Raw genomic sequence first — 838 nt, 5'->3', positions numbered from 1 at the left:
TTCCCGTATGTGTTCTGCGACGCCACGTTCTGCAAGGTCCGTGTCGGCGCGCACGTGGTCTCCCAGGCGCTGATAGTGGCTACCGGTGTGTCGATCACCGGCACCCGCGAGGTCCTGGGTACCGCTGTCGGGCAGAGCGAATCGTACGAGTTCTGGCGCGAGTTCCTGGCAAGCTTGAAGGCCCGTGGGCTGCACGGGGTGCATCTGGTCATCTCTGACGCCCATGCAGGATTGAAAACCGCTGTGGCACAACAGTTTACGGGTGCCACGTGGCAACGGTGCCGCGTCCATTTCATGAGGAACCTGCACGGAGCGGTCGCGGCGAAACAGCAGCCCGTCGTTACCGCCGGAGTGCGGACTATCTTCGCTCACACCGAAGCGAAAGATGTTGCCGCGCAATGGGATCAAGTCGCCAACACCTTCGACGGGCCGTTCCCCAAGGCGGCAGCGATGATGCGGGACGCGAAAACCGACGTGCTGGCATTCTCAGCGTTCCCGAAGCCGCACTGGCAGAAAATCTGGTCGAACAACCCGATCGAGCGCCTGAACAAGGAAATCAAACGACGCGCCGACGTCGTGGAGATCTTCCCGAACCCCGCCGCGTTCCTCCGACTCGCGACCGCCGTCGTGATCGACGCACACGACGAATGGCAAGTCACCCGCAGATACATGTCCGAGGTCTCCATGGACGAGCTACGCGAGGTCCTCGCCGAGAAGGACAAGGCCGCCGCACTCCTGGACGCGCAAGCCCAAATCGCATAGCGTTCACAACGACTCGTTGATCAGAACGCGTGACTCTACGCCCGATCCGAAGTCCACCACCCCAAGGGGCACTATC

General features: G+C 61.9%; 1 protein-coding gene. It reads left to right on the top strand.

Annotated features, from left to right (window positions below; all coding sequences use genetic code 11):
- On the top strand, window positions 1-762 hold a 762-nt coding region (locus ABD989_RS17655), incomplete at its 5' end, for an IS256 family transposase (protein WP_345314507.1).
- Between the last annotated feature and the right edge of the window lie 76 nt (window positions 763-838).

Origin of the sequence: Gordonia alkaliphila (assembly GCF_039542465.1) — a bacterium.
Lineage (GTDB): Bacteria > Actinomycetota > Actinomycetes > Mycobacteriales > Mycobacteriaceae > Gordonia > Gordonia alkaliphila.
Note: the sequence above shows the minus strand (reverse complement) of the source record. Positions and strands in the feature narration are given on the sequence as shown.